The following is a 17,899-nucleotide window of genomic DNA, read 5'->3' as shown; positions in this document are numbered from 1 at the left end:
TGTTACCCCCTCTCCCCACGAATTGAAACCGGAGGTAAGGGATAACGTTCCCCTCGCTCAACCCAGTCCATAAAGTCGGCGCGTGCGCCCGGAAAATTAATCAGTTTCCAGCCGACCATGTCTTTATTACCACCATGGATCGGATCGCTGAAGAAACCTTCGCGGGTGTTTTGCAGCAGGTAGGAGAAGAACAGTTTGGCAGGCAACTGCGCGAATTCCGCTTCACCGGATTCAAATTTCTGCAGCAGCGCGTCCTGCTGTGCAGCGTCCAGTTCGGCAAAGGGTTTACCGGCGGTTTTCTTGCAGTAGGCATCGGCGTCCGCGATGCCCAGGTTGTAGATCTGTTTCGGTACCAGCGGCAGTTGGTAACCCATTTCTTTCGGTACATCCGGGTTAAACGGCCCCTGCATATACCAGATCGAACCGGTGGCGTACGGGGTATTCATCTGACGATCGATAAACTCCGGTACACCGGCTTCCAGCGCGCCAGGACCGCGATCGTCGGCCGGGATCAGCCGTGCCGTCGCCGCCTTGACGAAGGCCCACTCCTCCGGGGTGAAGAACGTAGGCTGGTAGTCGTTTTGTTTTGGGGTATCCGTTGCCGCAACCGCCGGTATTGAGGCCGTCAGCGCGCTAACGCCGCTGCCGCCAATCACCGCTGCGGGAATTAAAGTCATCGATTTCAACAGGAAATCGCGCCGTGAATTGTTAGTTTTATCGTCCGACATGTCACATTCCATCCAAAGATAATCACAACTATTTAACCTCAACCTTGCGGTCGATGCGGGTTTTAAACATAAATTGTTACTTATTTGTATGTTTATTGAAGCTCAGAATGTGAGCAAGCGCCACAATGTTACCGGTAACTTATTGAATGAACGTAAATAATTGATGGTTAATGTAAAATTAACTATTCGTGCGGTTTTTCAGGTAACAGGATGGGAAATAACGAGAAATGGGAGATATGTCGCGATTTTACCGTCTAGCCATAAAAAAACCGGCCGTTTTGGCGGCCGGTTTGACTAACAAATCTGAACTAAGGTGACATCGCCTGGTAGGCAGTGGTCACCTTCCATAAATAGCGTGGTGCCTGTGGAGCCGGATGCTTTTTCTGAATGTGTTGATAGAACTCATCCGGACTCATCTGGTTGATGCGGTTCACCGCCACGCGCTTGTCTGATGAGAAGGTGCGCAGCATGGCGCCTGCCCCATTCACATAAGAAACGATAGTTGCGTAACGTAATGTTTGTGGATCGTTGATCCCGGCTAGCTGCTGGCTTTGAAGAATATTGATATAGGCCGTTCCCAGATCAATATTAACCGCCGGATCCTTCAACTCACGCGAGCTTGGCTGCCCGCTTCTTCCTTTCAGACGATAGGCGTCACGCCCGGCGGTTGAAGGTTTTAACTGCATTAACCCGACTGCGTTCGAAGTGCTTACGGCGTTCGGATTAAACCCGGACTCCACCTGAATAATCGCTTTAATCAGCGTTTCGTCTACGCCATAGCTGTTAGCGGCCTGACGAATGTAATCGTTATAGGCTACCGGTGTCCCCGTACGGTTAACTGGAGCCTGCGGGGGGGTCTTTAACCAACCGCCACGCGATGTGCCACTGCCTGAAATATTGTTTGCTGTTTGTGGGTCTTTGGCACAACCCGACAAAAGCAAAATTGCCGTCAGGCAACCTATTTTTGTTTTCACAGAATCCCTCACTCCTTTCAATGAGTTGCGTAGCATATACAACTTGTAAGGACGCCTGTACGCTTTTTTTGGTCTAATCTCAAGCTACTCGTATACCAAGAGGTGATTTATGAGTCAATCTGCAACGACGTGTTTTGTGGTGACTTTTCGCTATCAGGAAGAAGGATTAGCTGATTTGGCCAAGCTGACAGGACAATTAACCCTTCAGGGATTTGTCACGTCGGTGACCGACGAAAATGGCGTTCCGCATGAGCTGGGCAGCAACAGCTTTGCGTTGATAACCCCATTGGATCAACAGGATGTACTGCTCCTGGCACAGAAGCTGGCGGAGGTGGCTCTGGGGAAAACACCCGAGGTCGATATTGTCACCTACGACGACTACCTTAAGCGGTTACATGCTGATACATAAAATGCTATAACTCACCGGGCGGTATTATTTTTCCCACTGAGTAAATAACCGGCAGTCTGCCGGCAGGTGACGCTTGACTTTGCTCTAATTGATATTGATAATCATTTTCATTTGAGCCAGGAGATGTCACCATGTTTATGAAACAACGCGCTTTTCCCCGCCTGTCCCTGATTAAGCCCCGGGGCTTTTTCCGCCCTGTCGCCCTGCTGTGTCTGTTATTGACCGCTGGTCTCGCCAGCCATGGCGCCTTGGCGGAAAAAAAGCTGCGCGTGGTAACCACCTTTACCATCATTCAGGATATCGCCCAAAACGTGGCCGGTGACGCCGCCGTGGTGGAGTCAATCACCAAACCGGGCGCGGAAATCCACGATTACCAGCCAACGCCGCGCGATATCGTCAAGGCACAACATGCCGACCTGATCCTGTGGAACGGCATGAATCTGGAACGTTGGTTCCAGCGCTTCTTCGAGAACATCAAACAGGTGCCCGCTGCGGTCGTCACCGAAGGCATCACCCCACTGCCGATCCGCGAAGGACCGTATAACGGCAACCCTAACCCACATGCCTGGATGTCCGCCAGCAATGCACTGGTGTATATCGAAAATATCCGTAAAGCGCTGGTGCAGCACGATCCGGCCAACGCAGAAACCTATAACCGCAATGCCAAAGCCTATGCTGCCAAAATTGCCGCGTTGGACGCGCCACTGCGCGAACGTCTGGCACGCATTCCTGAAGCCCAGCGTTGGCTGGTGACCAGTGAAGGCGCCTTCAGCTATCTGGCCAAAGACTATCAGTTGAAAGAAGTGTACCTGTGGCCGATCAACGCCGATGAACAAGGGTCACCGCAGCAGGTCCGCCGGGTAATCGACGCCGTGCGCGCCCACCATATTCCGGTGGTCTTCAGCGAAAGCACCATTTCCGACAAGCCGGCCAAACAGGTGGCGAAAGAGACCGGTGCAAAATACGGCGGTGTGCTGTATGTCGATTCGCTGTCCACTCAGGACGGCCCGGTACCGACTTATATCGACCTGCTCAATGTCACCGTACAAACCATTGCCAAAGGATTTGATCAATGACCACTGAGGTTTTTGTCCGCCCTGAATTGAGCGTGGACGACGTTACCGTGACCTACAATAACGGCCATACCGCGATCCACAACGCCAGCTTTACCCTGAGCGGTGGTGCCATCTGCGCGCTGGTTGGCGTCAATGGCAGCGGCAAGTCGACCCTGTTCAAAAGCATCATGGGACTGGTCAGGCCCACCACCGGCCGCGTACAGCTCAACGAGCAGCCGGTCGCGCAAGCACTAAAGAAAAACGTCATCGCCTACGTCCCGCAAACCGAAGAGGTTGACTGGAATTTCCCGGTATTGGTGGAAGACGTGGTGATGATGGGCCGCTATGGCAAGATGAACTTCCTGCGCATCCCTTCAAAGGAAGACCGACTGCGGGTCGATAAGGCGCTGGAGCGCGTGGGTCTGAGCGAACTGCGCTCTCGCCAGATTGGTGAGCTTTCCGGAGGCCAGAAAAAACGCGTTTTTCTGGCGCGCGCACTGGCACAACAAGGCACGGTCCTGCTGCTGGACGAACCCTTTACCGGCGTCGACGTCAAAACCGAGAACGCCATTATCGACCTGCTGCGTGCGCTGCGCGATGAAGGCCACCTGATCCTGGTCTCCACCCATAACCTGGGCAGCGTGCCGGAGTTTTGCGATCGGGTGATCCTGATTAACCGCACGGTGCTGGCCGCAGGACCGACCGAAACTACCTTTACCCAGAGCAACCTGGAACAGGCGTTCGGCGGCGTACTGCGCCATATCAACCTGTCCGGCCCAGACCTGCACGACGACAACGATCCGCGCACCGTGACGGTGTTGACCGATGACGAGCGCCCGGCGGTGTTCTATGGCCATACCAAGAGCGATCCGCCTGCGCAAAGCCAGCCAAAGGAGAAACAACCCTGATGCTGGACATTCTGCTGCAACCCTTCAGTTACAACTACATGGTCAAAGCCATTTGGGTCAGTGCCATCGTTGGTGCCGCCTGCGCGTTTCTTTCCGCCTACCTGATGCTGAAAGGCTGGTCGCTGATGGGTGACGCACTGTCGCACTCGGTGGTGCCCGGTGTCGCCGGAGCCTATGCGCTGGGTCTGCCCTACGCCGCCGGGGCATTCTTCACCGGTATGCTGGCCGCGCTGGCCATGACGCTGGTACGCCACGTCACCCGCCTGCGCGAAGACGCGATTATCGGCTTTATCTTTTCCACCTTCTTTGCCGTCGGTCTGCTGATCGTTTCGCTCAACCCGACCTCGGTTAACGTACAGTCGATTATCTTCGGCAATATTCTCGGCATCGCCGACGAAGACGTGTTGCAGGTCGAGATTATCATCGGCGTTTCACTGCTGATCCTGTGCCTGGTGTGGAAAGACCTGCTGGCGGTGTTCTTTGACGAAAACCACGCGGTGTCGATCGGCCTGTCGCCGCTGCGGTTGAAGATCCTGTTCTTCACCCTGCTCAGCGCCTGCACCGTGGCGGCATTACAAACAGTCGGCGCGATTTTGGTGATCGCCATGGTCATCACGCCGGGGGCAACTGCCTATCTGCTGACCGACCGCTTCAGTCGGCTGGTAATAATCGCTATCGTGATCGGCGCGCTGACCAGCGGTTTCGGTGCCTACCTGAGTTTCTTCCTCGACGGCGCAACCGGTGGGGTGATCGTGACCCTGCAGACGCTGGTGTTCCTGGCAGCCTTTTTCTTTGCCCCCAAACACGGTCTGCTGGCATCCAAACGCCGTGTGGCACGTGAACAGACCGGAGGCCACTGATGGAAACTCTGTATCAACTGCTCAGCGAACCCTTCGCCTACCCGTTTATGCAGCGGGCGATCCTGGCCGCTATCGTCACTGGCGTGGTGTGTGCGGTGTTGTCGTGTTATCTGGTACTCAAAGGCTGGTCGCTGATGGGGGATGCCATCTCGCATGCGGTGCTGCCCGGCATCGTGCTGGCGTTCGTGCTCGGCATCCCGGTGGTGATCGGCGCATTTTTCTCCGGTATTTTCTGTGCGGTCGCCACCGGTTACCTGAAGGAAAACAGCCGGGTGAAAGAGGATACGGTGATGGGTATCGTGTTCTCAGGCATGTTCGCCTTCGGGCTGGTGTTGTTTTCACGCGTCGATACCGACCAGCACCTGAGCCACATTCTGTTCGGCAATATGCTGGGCATTACCGACGCCGAGCTGAAACAAACGCTGCTGATGGCCGGCATTACCCTGCTGGTGGTGTTGCTGAAACGCAAAGATTTAATGCTTTACTGTTTCGATCCCAACCATGCCAGGGTGATTGGCTTGCCGGTGAAGCTTTTGCACTACGGGCTGCTGTGCCTGCTGGCGCTGACCATTGTCGCCTCGCTGCAGGCGGTGGGGGTGATCCTGGTGATTGCGATGCTGATCGCACCGGGCATTATTGCCTTTATGCTGTGCCGCAGCTTTGATCGCATGCTGATAGTCGCCACGGTGGTATCGGTATTCTCCTGCGTGCTCGGCACCTTAATCAGCTTCCACATCGACGGAGCCACCGGCCCCTGCATTGTGATCGTCCAGGCGATGCTGTTTGTGGTCGCCCTGCTGTACAGCAAATTCAGACCGTTACAACGTCACGAAGAGGGCTTGCTCAACGCGAAGCCTTGAAACCGGTGGCGGTGCCCAATTAGCACCGCCGCCTGGTGTTACTGCTGCTGGTAGATATCTGGCCGGACAATGTGCCAGACAAAGTCCTCGCGATTCACCGCTTCATAGCCCACCTTCTGATACAGCCACGGCGCAGTGCCGGTCACCAACATAATTCGCCGCAACCGTTGCAACACCGGATGCTCCAGCGTGCAATCCATCAACCAACGCGCCAGCCCCTGCCGCTGGTAATCCGGAGAGACAAACACATCACACAGGTAGCCGAAGGTGGTGTAATCCGTGACCAGACGTGCAAAACCAACCTGCTGTTGCTGGTGATACAGGCCAAAACACAGGCTGTTATCGATGGCCAGCTGTACCGTCGCCAGCGAAATACCACTCGCCCAGGTCGAGGTGGTCAAAAAAGCGTGGGTAAAGGCGATATTTAATTCACTTTTATCGCTGTTGATCCGGTATTCACCGCGTTGCCACTGCTGGTTTTGCTCCATTAATTTCTCATCTCATTGATAATAAAAGACATCAAAAAAACACCCTTTCGCCTCAGCCATAGCTGGCCTGATAAACATCGCCCTCACGTCGGCAAGTTGCAACATGCACAGTGCTTAAATTAATCAATAGCGTATATACTTTGAGCAAACGCGGGTGGCGAGAAAATCGCCAGTTGTTGGTGCCAGCTGTGCGCCAGGTCGTGTTTTCTTCAGGCTAAAGACGCTAACCTAATGAATTCGCAGGCAACACAGAGGGGGTGTACCATGTGGCAAGCCGTTAGCCGTCTGTTAAGTGAACATCTTGGCAGCGCAGAAATCCGCGAAAGAACCGAACTGCCCGGGGGCGATATTCACCCGGCATGGCGTGTGAGTTACGGTGACAACCAGGTGTTTGTCAAATGCGATGCCCGTGAGCTGTTGCCCATCTTTACCGCCGAGGCCGACCAGTTGGAATTGCTCGCACGCAGTAAAACCGTGCGGGTGCCTCAGGTGTACGGCGTCGGCAGCGATCGCGACTACAGCTTCCTGCTGCTGGAATACCAACCCCTGAAACCCTTTGACGCCCATGGCGCCTACTGTCTTGGCCAACAACTGGCCCATCTGCATCAGTGGAGTGAACAACCGCAGTTCGGTCTCGACTTCGACAACGATCTGTCCACCACCCCGCAACCCAATGCCTGGCAGCGCCGCTGGTCAGAGTTTTTTGCCGAGCAGCGCATTGGCTGGCAGTTGCAGATGGCGGCGGAGAAAGGCATGACCTTCGGGGATATTGACGAGATTGTTGACGCGGTTTATCTGCGCCTGCAGCACCATCAGCCGCAGCCTTCACTGCTGCATGGCGATTTGTGGCCGGCCAACTGCGCTCTAACCGCCAATGGCCCCTTACTGTTTGACCCGGCCTGTTATTGGGGAGACAGAGAGTGCGATCTGGCGATGCTGCCGCTGTATCCGGAACTGCCGCCGCAGATTTATGACGGCTACCAGAGCGTCTGGCCCCTGGAGAGTGGGTTTATCGAACGTCAGCCGCTGTATCAACTGTATTACCTGCTCAACCGCAGCAATCTGTTTGGCGGCCAGCATTTGGTCCGCGCCCAGCGCGCGGTAGAAATTCTGCTCCACCCCGAGTCCTGATAAAATAAAGGCGCTGAATCCAGCGCCTTTACCTGACCTCATATCACCTCAAGCCGTGCCGGCCAGTTGACCAAGCAGTTTGATCACAAACCAGGCGATCACGGCAATCACCACCGGCAAAATGTACAGCGGGAAGTATTGCAAGAAGATGGTGTGGTGCGGCAGCGTAATACGTTCTTCCAACTGCGCACGGGTATGTCCTTCGCTGCCCTTGGCCTGCTCGAGGATCATCTGGTCCTCCAGGCCTTCGCGGATAAACTTCACCTGACGTGACATACGCGCACCTGAAGCCTGCAGTGCCAGCCCGACAAAAATCAGAATATAAATAACGATAAACATGAAATTAGCGCCACTGAACAAGCTTTTTTCTATGTCAGGAACCGGCGAGTTATACCAAAAGATATTCAGGAACGGCGTATTGAAGCGCACCATATCGACCATCACGTGGACAAAATCCAGCATTACCGCATTAATGCCTTTGGTTTTTTCACTGTGTTGATAAACAAACATCAACATTGAGATCAGCGTCGACAGCAACGCCGGGATGAAAACCACCCAGCCAAGAATACGTTTGATAATGGCGATGCGCCCAGCCTGTTGATACGTCATGTGTTCCCCTTGTAAGCGACGTAACCGTAATGGGCTAAGTCTACCTGTAGTTACTGAAACTCGCCCACCGTTTTCTTCAGCCTTGCTGTGCTACAAGCGTAGCCGGGTTTATCCGAAATCAACAGCTTAACGGCATCCGCGCGTTACCATTAAATAGTTATATAGTTAAATCAATCCGTTTAGACAGGGGCCACCATGATCCGGCTGATTATCTTATTGTTGGGCCCACAGGCACTGCACGGTCAGCGCCGCCTGCTGATGCTGTTCGGCTGGCTGTGGATCGCCGTTGGCGCACTGATGTTGTTCGACATATTGCAGGATGGCCGTTCGGTACTGGCGTTAGATGCATTGGCGGTGATGCTGGCGCTGGAGGGGCTGGTGGCAATCTCTGCCGCGCTGGTGATTGGCTCATCCGCCAGCCGGCCGGTACTGCTGAAAGGGCTGGGCTTCTTGTTTATGGCCTTCTTGATGCTGGACGTGCCCGCAGACGATAATATCGTCGCCACGCTGGTGTTTGGCAGCGCGCTGTTGTTGGATGGCGCGGTGCGAATCGCCTCCTCCACGGTGATCCAGCACAGCCGCTGGAAACCGGTAGCCCTGGCGGGCTGCGGCGAAATTCTGCTTTCGCTGATGATTTTTGTCGGCTGGCCCGCCCCCCACCGAATGACGGTACCCTTTTGCCTCGGCGTGATGATCCTGCTTTCCGGCTGGGCGCTGCTGCGTATCGCCCGGCAGTTGGAGAGTTTTGCGCTAAATCAGAACCAGGCCCCCACTGCGCCGCCTCGGATCAATGAAACCCTTCCACTCACCGTCTATGTCTGGACGCCAATCGGCTCGGCAAAAGACGCGCGCCGCCGCTACATTGTCGATCGCTACATCGCCGCGGTGGATGGCGGTGGCAATATATCCACCGGTCACGCCGCTTTGGCGCTGGCACCCGATGTGTATATCAGCCACTACCCGCTTAACGATATCAGCCACTCGGCGCAGGATTTCCGCCAGTTGCTGCATTCCGGTGAGCAAAACAACGTCGACGGGCGCTTTCTGCCCGGCCTGCAGCAAGAGGTTGCCGCCTGGTGCCCACCGGACAAAAAAATCCAGTTCCATCACTATAACCCAACGGCACTGCGCGCTTTCTGGCAAGATTATCAGCAGGACAGCACCTACAACCTGACCCGGCGCAACTGTTCAACCACGGTTATTCGGGCGCTCGACAGCGCGCTGGAAGGCGTACTGGGCGATAAGCATCTGTGGCGTCGATTTCTGTTGCTGGTGCTCGATCCCAATCTGTGGATGCTGGCGGTGCTGCGCAGTCGTGGTGAAAGCATGACCTGGACGCCGGGGCTGGTGCTGGATTATGCACGTATGTTGCAGCAGGTCACCGAACGCCAACACCAACGCTGGTGGCTAAAACTGCGAGAGGTGTGGCGTATCCTGCGCTTTGGCAAAGCCTCGCCACGCAGGCAAAAGTTTTAGTCTCGGCGTCGGCGATGATAAAGTAGCGGGCACATTCACCGGCGTCGGCAGGAGTTAACCGCTAATGGCCTATTCGCAACGCATTGAAACCGCTATTTTTGATATGGACGGTTTATTGATCGATTCAGAACCCCTGTGGCTACAGGCGGAACTGGATATCTTTGGCGCACTGGGATTGGACTTGTCCGATCGCCACAAGCTACCGGATACTCTGGGTCTGCGTATCGATCTGGTGGTGAAAATGTGGTACCAGGCCATGCCGTGGCAAGGGGTTTCACAAGAAGAAGTCTCTGCGCGAATTATCGAACGCGCCATCGAACTGGTACGCGAGAAGCAGCCACTGCTGCCGGGCGTACACCAGGCGCTGGAGCTGTGCCGCAGCCTGGATCTGAATATCGGCCTGGCTTCCGCCTCGCCGCTGCACATGCAACAACAGGTGCTGCAGATGTTTGGTCTCGAGGGTTATTTTGATCAACTGGTTTCCGCCGAGTACCTGCCCTACAGCAAGCCGCACCCGGAGGTGTATTTGATCGCCGCCGAACGCCTGGGCAGCGATCCGCTGCGTTGTATCACCCTGGAAGACTCGTTCAACGGCATGATTGCCACCAAGGCCGCCAGAATGCGTTCAATTGTTATCCCGGCGCACGAATATCGCGATGATCAGCGCTGGGCATTGGCCGACCATAAGCTCGAGACACTGGAACAGCTTACCCCGGACCACCTGGCGTAATCTGCACGGCATCGGTCCGCTCCCGGTGCCGTTATTCATCCCCGCGCTAACCCCCTGCCACCGCCTGATTTCAAAACCTGGCGCTACACCACAATATAAATAAAACATTATTTCATTTATATTGAATTACCGTACCACGCTCTCTATGCTGGGACCCTAAGAAAGCGCCGGGCGATCGGTACAGGTTGTCACTGCCACGCAGCCTAATCCGGTCGCCCGGCGTTTTCGTTCCATTCAATCCTCGCGTCAGTTCAAAAACGCACAACCCTTAACCCCTTAAGATAACAAGCCGTTGTAAAACGGGATAAAATAAACAATTGGTTACAGGGTAACTGCTTCCACCACTGGGAATTTTCCCATATACTGGATAAATTAACAGTTTATCAGTCGGAACAGCAGTATGACCGCGGAAGGACATCTTATTTTCTCTGTCGCTTGCGCGATTTTCGCCAAGAAGGCCGAGGTGACACCATCGCTTGCTACCGGCGACTGGTGGCATATTATCCCCGCCGCGCTGCTGACCTCACTGCTGCCCGATATCGATCACCCCAAATCGGTGCTGGGTCAGCGCCTGCGCTGGATTGCCATCCCGATCTCGCGTGCCTTCGGCCACCGTGGTTTTACCCATAGCCTGCTGGCGATCGCTGGCGGCATGGCGCTTTTCCAGCTTGACGTGCCGCGCAGTTGGCCGATCCCGCCCGACGTGTTGCACGCCATGATTATCGGTTACTTCAGCCACCTGTTGGCGGATATGCTCACTCCGGCCGGCGTGCCCTTGCTTTGGCCCTGCCGCTGGCGTTTTCGCCTGCCACTGCTCAATTCCCAAAAAGGCAATCAACTCGAGCGCGCCCTGTGCCTGTGTCTGGTGGCTTTCGCCATCTATTGGCAAGGCGGTTGCACCCTTCCAGTGCAGGCATATTTTGAACAAATAAAAAATATCAGACTGTGATCACAAAAAAACGGCCATTTAATCCTCATTCAGAAGATTAATTAAACAAATTCGCGCACAAAGTTATATTAAATTCCATTTGGATATAAGTGAGCCGTTACGCAAACTGTTACGATATTTAGTATCGCTACGCCTTGGTGCATAGCCATTTTTATATAAGAAAAAATAATTGGAGACATTGGGGATGAATCTTCCGCTGGTTATTAACGTGGTGATTTTTGTCGCCCTCCTTTTGCTGTTGGCGCAAACCCGCCACAAGCAATGGAGCCTGGCGAAAAAAGTACTGGTTGGTCTGGTGATGGGTGTGGTGTTCGGTCTGGCACTGCAACTGGTTTACGGCTCGGACAACCCGGTACTGAAAGAATCCATCAGCTGGTTCAACATTGTCGGTAACGGCTATGTACAACTGCTGCAAATGATTGTCATGCCGCTGGTCTTCGCCTCGATCCTGAGCGCGGTCGCCAAGCTGCATAACGCCTCTTCATTGGGCAAAATAAGCTTCCTGACCATCGGTACCCTGCTGTTCACCACGCTGATTGCCGCGCTGGTGGGCGTTCTGGTGACCAACCTGTTTGGCCTGACCGCAGAGGGTCTGGTACAGGGCACGCAGGAAAGCGCGCGCATGGTGGCCATTCAGAGCAACTACGTCAGTAAAGTGGCAGATCTGACCGTACCGCAACTGGTACTGTCGTTCGTGCCGAAAAATCCGTTTGCCGATCTGACCGGTGCCAGCCCAACCTCGATCATTAGCGTGGTGATTTTTGCCGCCTTCCTGGGTGTGGCTTCACTACAGTTGCTGAAAGACGATAAAGAGAAAGGCCAACGCGTACTGGTAGCCATCGACACCCTGCAAGCCTGGGTGATGAAGCTGGTGCGTCTGGTCATGAAGCTGACCCCGTACGGCGTACTGGCGTTAATGACCAAAGTGGTAGCCGGTTCCAACATCCACGACATCGTTAAACTCGGTAGCTTTGTGGTGGCCTCTTATCTGGGCCTGGCCATCATGTTTGGCGTGCACGCAGTGCTGTTGGCCTTCACCGGCGTTAACCCGGCGAAATTCTTCCGCAAAGTTTGGCCGGTGATCACCTTTGCCTTCACCAGCCGCTCCAGCGCCGCCAGCATCCCGCTGAATGTGGAAGCACAAACCCGTCGTCTGGGCATCCCGGAATCTATCGCCAGCTTCTCGGCGTCTTTCGGCGCGACTATCGGCCAGAATGGCTGTGCGGGCCTGTATCCGGCCATGTTGGCGGTAATGGTTGCCCCTACCGTCGGTATCAACCCGCTGGATCCGGTATGGATCGCCACGCTGGTGGGTATCGTCACCATCAGCTCCGCCGGTGTTGCCGGCGTGGGTGGCGGCGCTACCTTCGCCGCGCTGATTGTGCTGCCCGCACTGGGCCTGCCGGTCACGCTGGTCGCCCTGCTGATTTCGGTTGAACCGCTGATCGACATGGGCCGTACCGCGCTGAACGTCAGTGGCTCCATGACCGCTGGTACCGTCACCAGCCAACTGATGAAGCAGACCGACAAGTCCATTATGGACAGCGAAGACGAAGTGGAACTGGCTCACCAGTAAATTTCGTCGGCAATAAAAAACCGGGGCAGCACTTGGCCCCGGTTTTTTTATGTCTGGAAAAGGTTATGGCCGTTCGCCTGACGCCAGCCGCTGATTGATTTCATCAATCACTCCCGGCAGTTGCATCAGCGTATCAATTACGTAGTGTGCTCCGGCGGCATACAGTTTGTTCGTCGCCAGCGCCCGCCGTCGCTCAATCTCCGCGGTGCTCATCTGCTGGTATTCCTGCCAGGTAGCACCAAATTCGTTGCCGGATAGCGCCAGCCCGATACTCCACATACCGGCATTCAACCCTTCGCTTATGCCCGGCACCGCGTCATCCACTTTAACGCAGTGCGCTACCGCATCGACACCCAATGCAATCACGTTCTGCAACGCCATCCACGGGCCGGGACGGCCGCCCACGCTCAGGTCGTCGGTCGCCACCCAATGATCCGGCGCATAACCACGCAGCGCCGCGGCCGGGGCCAACACCTCCATGACCGCACGCGGGTACCCGGAACAGGAGCCTATCTTGATGCCCTGCTCGCGCAACGCCGCTATGACCTGCGGAACCCCCTCGATAGGCTCGGCGAAATCAACCACCTTGGCAATCTGCAACGGCATAAAGGCCTGGTACAGCGCATCGATATCCTGCCGATTCATCGAGCGGCCAAGGCGCTGCCGCCAGCGCGCATCCACCTCTGGCAGCTTACCCAGCGCTTCGATGTGCTGCCACTTACCCAACCCCATCGGAATGCGCGCCTCCGCCAGGCTAATGTCGATATCAAAGGTCTGCTTAAAGGCTTCAACAAAGATCTGTGTCGGTGCAAAGGAACCAAAATCCACCGTGGTGCCGGCCCAATCGAGTATCACTGCGTTAATCTGCTTCATGCTCATCCTTAGAGATCCCAATACATCGCCTGCCTGACCGCGGTCAGCAAACCTTCGATATCCGGCGGATAAATCTCGCCGATATTGCCAATGCGGAAGCAGTCGCTCTGTGAAACTTTGCCTGGATAAATAACAAAGCCCTGCTGCTTGAGACGCTGATAAAACTCGGTAAAGCGATAAGTTTCGGCCTTCGGAGAATAGAACGCGGTAATGATCGGCGAGTGCAACTCATCTTCCAGCAAAGTCTCGAATCCCAGTTCACGCATTCCCGCCACCAGGCGTTGCTGGTTAGCGCGGTAACGGATGTTACGGGCATCAATTCCCCCTTCCTGCTCCAGTTCACGCAGCGCCTGCGCAAAGGCCAGCAAGGTGTGAGTCGGCGAAGTAAAACGCCATTTACCGGCATTATCTTCCATGCAGCGCCACTGGGTGTATAGATCCAGCGAGAGCGAACGCGACCGTCCGGCGCACTTTTCCAGCTCGCTACGGCGGGCAATCACAAAGGCGAAACCCGGCACGCCCTGAATGCATTTATTGGCAGAGCTGATCAGGTAATCAATGCCCAGCGCATCGACATCCAGCGGAATGCCACCGAAGCTGCTCATCGCATCCACGATCAGGGTTTTACCGTTTCGCGCTGCCAGGCCCGAAACCCGCTCCAACGGATTAAGCATCCCGGTGGTGGTTTCGCAGTGCACCATGGCGATATGGCTAATCTGTGCATCGCCTTTCAGCACCGCTTCCATGGCCTCCACATCCGGTTCATTCACTTCACCACAGTGAAACTCGTGGTGGTTGAGGTCCATCAGTCTGGCCATTTCGACCATACGAGCGCCGTAAGCGCCGTTATTGACGATCAGCAGTTTGTCCTGCGGCCCCATCACCGTGCCCAACACCGCCTCTACCGCAAAACTGCCGCTGCCCTGCAACAGCACCGAGGTATAACCCGTCGATTGAGTCGCCAGTGTCACCAGTTTCTGACGAATACTCTGTACCACGCCCAGGTTGTAGTCTTCATCCCAGGTACAGCTATCGAACAGCATCGCCTCTTTCACCGTTTTTGAGGTGGTCAGCGGGCCGGGGGTTAACAGCAGGTAATTATGTTCAGACATTTCAGTCACCCATTTGGTCTATACCAGATAGCGAGTATAGTGGCGGTAAATTTGCCTTCGGGTCAAACGACAACCGCAGCTGAAACAAAAAATTCATCAGAGTGCCTCCGGGAAACCTCGGCCTTCAGGCCGGGGAGGAAAGGAGGCGCTTTTCGAGCTAACTTCTTTTTGTCTTTTCACGATGGCTCCTGTAATTTTGTACATATGAAATGCGCATACAAATACCGATTCTATCCAACAGCCGATCAGGTTGAGCTTTTGGCTCAAACGTTCGGCTGTGTGCGTTTTGTCTATAATTCAATCCTTCGCTGGCGTACTGATGCTTACTATGAGCGCCAGGAGAAGATCGGCTATCTGCAAGCTAATGCGCGGTTAACCGCGCTTAAAAAAGAGCCTGAATGCGCATGGCTCAATGACGTTTCCTGTGTCCCCTTGCAACAATCGCTACGCCACCAACAGACGGCCTTTTCTCACTTTTTTGCAGGTCGGGCTAAATATCCAGCATTCAAAAGCAAACGCCACAAACAGGTCGCTGAATTGACCACCAGCGCGTTTAAATATCGTGATGGCAAGCTGCATATGGCTAAGAGCAAAGCCCCATTGGACGTGCGCTGGAGCCGTGAACTCCCATCCGTGCCGTCAACCGTCACTATTTCCAAAGATGCAGCCGGACGATATTTCGTTTCCTGTCTGTGCGAGTTTGAACCTGTATCACTGCCCATTTCCGCTAAAACCGTGGGCATTGATGTGGGCTTAAAGGATTTGTTCGTTACTGACACTGGATTTAAACAAGGCAATCCCCGCCATACCGCTAAATACGCGGCTCGCCTGGCGCGACTTCAGCGCCGTTTAAGCAAAAAAGCGAAAGGTTCGAAAAACCGCGCTAAAGCCCGCTTGAAGGTGACCCGACTCCACGCGAAAATTGCCGATTGCCGCAGGGATAACTTGCACAAGTTGTCCCGCAAACTGATTAACGATAACCAAGTTGTTTGCGTTGAATCCCTGAAAGTGAAGAACATGATCCGCAACCCTAAGCTGTCGAAAGCGATAGCCGATGCAAGCTGGGGCGAGTTTGTGCGCCAGCTCGCATACAAGGCTGAATGGGGCGGGCGTTCACTGGTCGCCATTGCCCCGTTTTTCCCGTCCTCAAAGCGTTGCAGTTGTTGCGGCTTCACCATGAAAAAATTGCCTCTTGATGTTCGTAAATGGAATTGTCCGGAATGCCAGACAAGCCATGACCGTGACATTAATGCGGCACGGAATATAAAAGCTGCCGGGCTGGCAGCGTTAGCCCACGGAGAGCCTGTAAATCCTGAATCGCATCAAGCGGCTTAGGTTCGACTCAGTGAAGTGGGAATCCTCGCCCTTTAGGGCGGGGAGCAGTCAACTGCGCATGTATAATGGGCGCGTGCCGAAATGCCATAGCGAGATGAGATGAAACCACATCAGGGCGAGATGCCCCACTACCTGCAAATCAAGGATCAGTTACAGGCGCGCATCAGCCAGGGTGCGCTACAGGTGGGTGACAAGCTGCCTTCTGAGCGTGAGCTGTGCGCCATTTTTTCCACCACCCGCGTGACGGTCCGTGAAAGCCTGGCACAGCTGGAAGCCACCGGTGCCATTTATCGCGCCGACCGCCGGGGCTGGTTTGTGACACCGGAACGGCTGTGGCTGGATCCAACACAGAACACCAACTTTCACCGATTGTGTCTGGAGCAGGGACGCACGCCGCGTACCGAATTGTTATCCGCTGAAAAAACCACGGTGCCGCTCGACGTGATACAGCCGCTGGCCCTGGAGCCGTTTGATCAAATCTATCTGCTGCGCCGCGTACGCCATGCCGACGGGCGGGCGATTTGCTACTGCGAAAACCACTGCCTGCCACAACGGGTGCCGGACCTGCTCAAGCAGGATCTCAACGGCAGCCTGACCGAGATTTATCAGCAACACTACGCGCTGATCTACCGCAAAATGCACCTGTCGTTTTACCCAACCGCCTTGCCCTACCACGCCGCTAGTGCTCTGGGTGCCATGGTTGGCTTGCCTGCACTGCTGCTGCGCCGGCTGAATTACGATCAGCATGGTCACATTCTCGACTTTGATATCGAGTACTGGCGCCACGACAGCCTGCGCATTGAAGTGGATACGTTGTAAATCTCTTGGTATAGACCAAAAAAAGGCGCTGCCCGTGTCTGGCAACGCCTTTTAATGGCGAAAAATGGGATCAGAATGGATAGTGGTGGTAACCCATTTGCTCAGAAATGTTGCGCGCGGCGGCATGCAGACGTTTGACGTAATCCGCTCTGGCGTCTTCAGAATAACGAATGGAGGGGAATGAAATGCTCAGGCCGGCGGTCACCATGCCGAAACGGTCAAACACCGGCACCGCGATACAGCGCAGCCCTTCCTCCTGCTCCTCTATATCTTCACCCACGCCCTGCTCACGCACCTGATCCAACAGCGATAACAGCGCCGCGGCGTCGGTCAGGGTGTTCGGGGTGCTGCGGGTAAACTCAATTTGCGACAGGATTTTTTCCACTTCAGCCCGGTCACGCCAGGCCAGCAGCACTTTACCGATCGCAGTGCTGTGCAGCGGGTTGCGACGACCGATGCGCGAATACATGCGCAGGTTATACATGGCATCAATTTTATGGATATAGACAATGCTGTCTTCATCCAGCGCCCCGAGGTGTATGGCTTCACGGGTGTGATTCGACAGTTCGCGCATTTGGATATCAGCGCTGCGGATCAGATCGACGCTCTGCAGCGACTTGGCACCCAGTTCAAACAGCTTGAGCGTGAGCGCATATTTTTCCGACTCGCCTTCCTGCGACACATAGCCCAATGACTTCATGGTCTGCAAAAAACGGTAGACGGTGCTTTTGGACATCATCACCCGTTGGGAAAGCTCAGTAATGCCGATCTCGCGTTCCTCGCCCAGCGCCTGCAAGATACCGAATACTTTCAGCACGGACGAAACCGCATCCGGTTGTTTATTTGGATCTGCGTTAACCATAGTCAATATCCCACCTGGCATTTTCTGTTTTAAGAAATTTGAACAAGGGTTTCAGTATACGCGGTACCTCAAAGGCCACGCAATCTGCCCCGGGGATAAATGCCTGAAGAACGTATTGGGCGCGGTGTTCTCATCGGTTATTACA

The 17,899-nt window shown here is 54.8% G+C and carries 19 protein-coding genes; 12 read left to right on the top strand and 7 right to left on the bottom strand.

All coding sequences use genetic code 11. From position 1 onward, the window contains the following. Window positions 1–2: 2 nt before the first annotated feature. On the bottom strand, window positions 3–728 hold the full coding sequence (locus tag QOT07_RS10870) for a gluconate 2-dehydrogenase subunit 3 family protein (protein ID WP_099065528.1): 726 nt from the start codon (window positions 726–728) through the stop codon (window positions 3–5). Window positions 729–1,036: 308 nt separating this feature from the next. Further along, on the bottom strand, window positions 1,037–1,702 hold the full coding sequence (locus QOT07_RS10865; protein ID WP_099065527.1) for a transglycosylase SLT domain-containing protein: 666 nt from the start codon (window positions 1,700–1,702) through the stop codon (window positions 1,037–1,039). 109 nt (window positions 1,703–1,811) lie between these two features. Here QOT07_RS10865 and ghoS point away from each other — a divergent pair, with 109 nt between their 5' ends. From ghoS to QOT07_RS10840, 5 genes are all read left to right on the top strand, one after another. Next, window positions 1,812–2,111, top strand: coding sequence for a type V toxin-antitoxin system endoribonuclease antitoxin GhoS (gene ghoS, locus QOT07_RS10860; RefSeq protein ID WP_099065526.1), 300 nt, complete (start codon window positions 1,812–1,814; stop codon window positions 2,109–2,111). Window positions 2,112–2,242: 131 nt separating this feature from the next. After that, window positions 2,243–3,187: a metal ABC transporter substrate-binding protein gene (locus tag QOT07_RS10855; RefSeq protein ID WP_261415947.1), complete on the top strand. Its 945-nt coding sequence runs from the start codon at window positions 2,243–2,245 to the stop codon at window positions 3,185–3,187. Beyond that, window positions 3,184–4,074 carry a manganese/iron ABC transporter ATP-binding protein gene (locus QOT07_RS10850; RefSeq protein ID WP_129934856.1) on the top strand — a complete coding sequence of 297 codons (891 nt, stop codon included), beginning with the start codon at window positions 3,184–3,186 and terminating at the stop codon, window positions 4,072–4,074. The genes QOT07_RS10855 and QOT07_RS10850 overlap by 4 nt, the downstream gene beginning before the upstream one ends. Then, window positions 4,074–4,934, top strand: a complete 861-nt coding sequence (gene yfeC / locus QOT07_RS10845; protein ID WP_085116436.1) for an iron/manganese ABC transporter permease subunit YfeC — start codon at window positions 4,074–4,076, stop codon at window positions 4,932–4,934. The genes QOT07_RS10850 and yfeC overlap by 1 nt, the downstream gene beginning before the upstream one ends. Then, the gene (locus QOT07_RS10840; protein WP_207980148.1) at window positions 4,934–5,794 is read left to right on the top strand and encodes a metal ABC transporter permease; all 861 of its coding nucleotides are present in this window, start codon (window positions 4,934–4,936) and stop codon (window positions 5,792–5,794) included. The genes yfeC and QOT07_RS10840 overlap by 1 nt, the downstream gene beginning before the upstream one ends. Before the next feature lie 38 nt (window positions 5,795–5,832). Here the strand turns inward: QOT07_RS10840 and QOT07_RS10835 are convergent, their stop codons facing one another. Continuing rightward, a complete protein-coding gene (locus QOT07_RS10835) occupies window positions 5,833–6,282 on the bottom strand; it encodes a GNAT family N-acetyltransferase (RefSeq protein ID WP_099065522.1) in 450 nt (149 codons plus the stop codon). 264 nt (window positions 6,283–6,546) lie between these two features. Here QOT07_RS10835 and QOT07_RS10830 point away from each other — a divergent pair, with 264 nt between their 5' ends. After that, window positions 6,547–7,413: a fructosamine kinase family protein gene (locus QOT07_RS10830; protein ID WP_085116433.1), complete on the top strand. Its 867-nt coding sequence runs from the start codon at window positions 6,547–6,549 to the stop codon at window positions 7,411–7,413. A gap of 48 nt (window positions 7,414–7,461) precedes the next feature. On the opposite strand, the gene QOT07_RS10825 is transcribed toward QOT07_RS10830, so the two are convergent. Continuing rightward, the gene (locus QOT07_RS10825; protein WP_099065520.1) at window positions 7,462–8,022 is read right to left on the bottom strand and encodes a YniB family protein; all 561 of its coding nucleotides are present in this window, start codon (window positions 8,020–8,022) and stop codon (window positions 7,462–7,464) included. A gap of 195 nt (window positions 8,023–8,217) precedes the next feature. Here QOT07_RS10825 and QOT07_RS10820 point away from each other — a divergent pair, with 195 nt between their 5' ends. The 4 genes from QOT07_RS10820 to QOT07_RS10805 all read left to right on the top strand — a co-directional run bounded on the left by QOT07_RS10820 (window position 8,218) and on the right by QOT07_RS10805 (window position 12,753). Then, on the top strand, window positions 8,218–9,498 hold the full coding sequence (locus tag QOT07_RS10820; RefSeq protein WP_283603092.1) for an HdeD family acid-resistance protein: 1,281 nt from the start codon (window positions 8,218–8,220) through the stop codon (window positions 9,496–9,498). A gap of 64 nt (window positions 9,499–9,562) precedes the next feature. Then, window positions 9,563–10,228 (top strand): hexitol phosphatase HxpB, encoded by a 666-nt coding sequence (hxpB, locus tag QOT07_RS10815; RefSeq protein ID WP_099065518.1) that lies wholly within the window; start codon window positions 9,563–9,565, stop codon window positions 10,226–10,228. 400 nt (window positions 10,229–10,628) lie between these two features. After that, complete coding sequence (locus QOT07_RS10810) at window positions 10,629–11,177, top strand: metal-dependent hydrolase (RefSeq protein WP_283603091.1); 549 nt, start codon at window positions 10,629–10,631, stop codon at window positions 11,175–11,177. 184 nt (window positions 11,178–11,361) lie between these two features. After that, window positions 11,362–12,753 carry an L-cystine transporter gene (locus QOT07_RS10805; RefSeq protein WP_198404508.1) on the top strand — a complete coding sequence of 464 codons (1,392 nt, stop codon included), beginning with the start codon at window positions 11,362–11,364 and terminating at the stop codon, window positions 12,751–12,753. A 63-nt stretch (window positions 12,754–12,816) separates the two neighbouring features. Here QOT07_RS10805 and phnX read toward each other — a convergent pair whose 3' ends face one another. Both phnX and phnW read right to left on the bottom strand, forming a co-directional pair. Next, complete coding sequence (gene phnX, locus QOT07_RS10800; RefSeq protein ID WP_283603090.1) at window positions 12,817–13,626, bottom strand: phosphonoacetaldehyde hydrolase; 810 nt, start codon at window positions 13,624–13,626, stop codon at window positions 12,817–12,819. Window positions 13,627–13,634: 8 nt separating this feature from the next. Next, window positions 13,635–14,738 (bottom strand): 2-aminoethylphosphonate--pyruvate transaminase, encoded by a 1,104-nt coding sequence (gene phnW / locus QOT07_RS10795; RefSeq protein WP_283603089.1) that lies wholly within the window; start codon window positions 14,736–14,738, stop codon window positions 13,635–13,637. Between the two features lie 204 nt (window positions 14,739–14,942). Between phnW and QOT07_RS10790 the strand changes: the two genes are divergently transcribed. Next, window positions 14,943–16,073: an RNA-guided endonuclease InsQ/TnpB family protein gene (locus QOT07_RS10790; RefSeq protein WP_283604346.1), complete on the top strand. Its 1,131-nt coding sequence runs from the start codon at window positions 14,943–14,945 to the stop codon at window positions 16,071–16,073. A 99-nt stretch (window positions 16,074–16,172) separates the two neighbouring features. Beyond that, window positions 16,173–16,892 carry a phosphonate utilization transcriptional regulator PhnR gene (gene phnR / locus QOT07_RS10785; RefSeq protein WP_283603088.1) on the top strand — a complete coding sequence of 240 codons (720 nt, stop codon included), beginning with the start codon at window positions 16,173–16,175 and terminating at the stop codon, window positions 16,890–16,892. A gap of 70 nt (window positions 16,893–16,962) precedes the next feature. Here phnR and kdgR read toward each other — a convergent pair whose 3' ends face one another. Further along, a complete protein-coding gene (kdgR, locus tag QOT07_RS10780) occupies window positions 16,963–17,754 on the bottom strand; it encodes a DNA-binding transcriptional regulator KdgR (protein WP_283603087.1) in 792 nt (263 codons plus the stop codon). Between the last annotated feature and the right edge of the window lie 145 nt (window positions 17,755–17,899).

This window comes from Serratia proteamaculans (assembly GCF_949794035.1).
Taxonomy (GTDB): domain Bacteria; phylum Pseudomonadota; class Gammaproteobacteria; order Enterobacterales; family Enterobacteriaceae; genus Serratia; species Serratia proteamaculans.
The sequence above is the reverse complement of the archived record's forward strand: the minus strand, read 5'-3'. Positions and strand labels throughout refer to the sequence as shown.

Excerpts from the sequence above, each read along its gene's own strand:
- QOT07_RS10840 (WP_207980148.1), top strand. The coding sequence starts at position 4,934 with ATGGAAACTCTGTATCAACTGCTCAGCGAACCCTTCGCCTACCCGTTT.
- QOT07_RS10835 (WP_099065522.1), bottom strand. The coding sequence starts at position 6,282 with ATGGAGCAAAACCAGCAGTGGCAACGCGGTGAATACCGGATCAACAGC.
- QOT07_RS10850 (WP_129934856.1), top strand. The coding sequence starts at position 3,184 with ATGACCACTGAGGTTTTTGTCCGCCCTGAATTGAGCGTGGACGACGTT.
- QOT07_RS10805 (WP_198404508.1), top strand. The coding sequence starts at position 11,362 with ATGAATCTTCCGCTGGTTATTAACGTGGTGATTTTTGTCGCCCTCCTT.
- kdgR (WP_283603087.1), bottom strand. The coding sequence starts at position 17,754 with ATGGTTAACGCAGATCCAAATAAACAACCGGATGCGGTTTCGTCCGTG.
- QOT07_RS10820 (WP_283603092.1), top strand. The coding sequence starts at position 8,218 with ATGATCCGGCTGATTATCTTATTGTTGGGCCCACAGGCACTGCACGGT.
- QOT07_RS10830 (WP_085116433.1), top strand. The coding sequence starts at position 6,547 with ATGTGGCAAGCCGTTAGCCGTCTGTTAAGTGAACATCTTGGCAGCGCA.
- ghoS (WP_099065526.1), top strand. The coding sequence starts at position 1,812 with ATGAGTCAATCTGCAACGACGTGTTTTGTGGTGACTTTTCGCTATCAG.
- phnX (WP_283603090.1), bottom strand. The coding sequence starts at position 13,626 with ATGAAGCAGATTAACGCAGTGATACTCGATTGGGCCGGCACCACGGTG.
- hxpB (WP_099065518.1), top strand. The coding sequence starts at position 9,563 with ATGGCCTATTCGCAACGCATTGAAACCGCTATTTTTGATATGGACGGT.
- QOT07_RS10825 (WP_099065520.1), bottom strand. The coding sequence starts at position 8,022 with ATGACGTATCAACAGGCTGGGCGCATCGCCATTATCAAACGTATTCTT.
- QOT07_RS10870 (WP_099065528.1), bottom strand. The coding sequence starts at position 728 with ATGTCGGACGATAAAACTAACAATTCACGGCGCGATTTCCTGTTGAAA.
- QOT07_RS10810 (WP_283603091.1), top strand. The coding sequence starts at position 10,629 with ATGACCGCGGAAGGACATCTTATTTTCTCTGTCGCTTGCGCGATTTTC.
- QOT07_RS10790 (WP_283604346.1), top strand. The coding sequence starts at position 14,943 with ATGAAATGCGCATACAAATACCGATTCTATCCAACAGCCGATCAGGTT.
- phnW (WP_283603089.1), bottom strand. The coding sequence starts at position 14,738 with ATGTCTGAACATAATTACCTGCTGTTAACCCCCGGCCCGCTGACCACC.
- yfeC (WP_085116436.1), top strand. The coding sequence starts at position 4,074 with ATGCTGGACATTCTGCTGCAACCCTTCAGTTACAACTACATGGTCAAA.
- phnR (WP_283603088.1), top strand. The coding sequence starts at position 16,173 with ATGAAACCACATCAGGGCGAGATGCCCCACTACCTGCAAATCAAGGAT.
- QOT07_RS10855 (WP_261415947.1), top strand. The coding sequence starts at position 2,243 with ATGTTTATGAAACAACGCGCTTTTCCCCGCCTGTCCCTGATTAAGCCC.